Origin of the sequence: Flavobacterium suncheonense GH29-5 = DSM 17707 (assembly GCF_000430025.1) — a bacterium.
GTDB classification, from domain to species: Bacteria; Bacteroidota; Bacteroidia; order Flavobacteriales; family Flavobacteriaceae; genus Flavobacterium; species Flavobacterium suncheonense.
In genome coordinates, this window is sequence record NZ_AUCZ01000048.1 from 1 (window position 1) to 1448 (window position 1448).

Genomic DNA, 1448 nt, shown 5'->3' on the forward strand with positions numbered 1-1448 from the left:
TCCCTTTACTTCAATAATGATGAATGTCTAACTTATTTTTATTATTTTCGTTTTAATAAAATAGTCGGTACTGCATTTAGCTGTGGAACGTTGTACACAATTATAAAACACACGAAATGAATCATTTAAAACTCATTTTTCTAGTTGTTCTTTTTCCTTTATTAAACCTTTATTCGCAGAATAATGAAAAAATTATTGGAGAATGGAAAGTTGTTTCTGCTGACAATGGTTATGTGTACATAAATAGCAAAACTGACTCCGTTTACACATCTCTAAAATTTGATCAACGGCACACTAATAAAGTATCTAGACAAAATTGGATTGCTACTTTTAGAATGTCATGTTCAAAAAATCTATTTATTTTCACTAAAAATGGTGAATACTTTCAATATATGACGGAAAATAAAAGAATGCCAATATACGATGGAACCTATGAAATAATATCAAACAATAAATTAAAACTGAAAGTTAAAACCTTAGTAGTATCTGATATGTATAAAGAAGCTGAATATTATTTTATAGATGATTTACTTTGCTTTAAAATTGATTCATTAGAATCATGGGACAACAAACCAACTATTTTTATCCTTGAAAAAATCAAATAATTATGTTCAAAAAAATATTCTCTTTACTATTTTTCCTCTTTTCAAATCAATTTTTATACTCTCAAAATATTGATAAGTTAGAATTCAAGAAAACTATAAATTCGGAAATTTCTAATTCTATTGCTAATTATTTGCACTCTAATAATGAAACAAACAAAAAAAAATTAGATTCAATAAAATCAATTGAACGAAATTTATTAAAGTCTAAAATTATTGGTTTATGGAAATTTGAAACTGTTAAATGCCCAGATTGTGTTAAAGGAAAGAAAAAGCATAAAAACAAAATGAAATACATTTTGGTTACCAACGATGAAATTATATTTTATCAAAGAAAAATTAGTTTGAAAAATATAGCAAGAAAAGAAAAAATAATTTTCACTGATAAATTCGATTGGTATTCAGGAGTTACTGATTTGTTGTTTGATGACAAATCTATTTGGAGTATTCAAATTGACGATACTGGTAAATATCTAAAAATATATAATTCTGGCGTAGAATATGAAAACAGCAGAGGTCTAATAGTTTCTGGTGTATCTATAAACTATTACAAAAAAATAAAATAACTGTGTACAACAGCGGTTTTGTGAAATGGCGGGGTCAGTGTGTAATTCGAGGAGCCAACGCTTGCAATTCTATCCTATTTTTTTCAACTTTTCTTTTAATCTTTTCGGTATATTTGTAAACATCAGTAATAAAATTCCGCCACTTCACAAAGCCGGTGGGCGTTAGCAACCATTTTGACTAACTCGGGAGAATTCAATAACTTAATGCAACAAATGATAAATTTTATCTTTGTTGAATTATGCAAAAATCTCGCAGACGATTAACACTAGAAGAGCGGAT

Annotated in this window: 2 protein-coding genes; both read left to right on the forward strand. The window is 27.3% G+C overall.

Translation table 11 applies throughout. The annotated features are described in order from the left end of the window. The first annotated feature begins 116 nt into the window (after positions 1-116). On the forward strand, positions 117-605 hold the full coding sequence (locus G498_RS0110085) for a hypothetical protein (RefSeq protein ID WP_026981035.1): 489 nt from the start codon (positions 117-119) through the stop codon (positions 603-605). A 2-nt stretch (positions 606-607) separates the two neighbouring features. After that, a complete protein-coding gene (locus tag G498_RS0110090; protein ID WP_026981036.1) occupies positions 608-1168 on the forward strand; it encodes a hypothetical protein in 561 nt (186 codons plus the stop codon). Positions 1169-1448: the final 280 nt, after the last annotated feature.

Bases quoted from the DNA above. Each gene is read 5' to 3' on its own strand.
- G498_RS0110085 (WP_026981035.1), top strand. From the start codon at position 117: ATGAATCATTTAAAACTCATTTTTCTAGTTGTTCTTTTTCCTTTATTA.
- G498_RS0110090 (WP_026981036.1), top strand. From the start codon at position 608: ATGTTCAAAAAAATATTCTCTTTACTATTTTTCCTCTTTTCAAATCAA.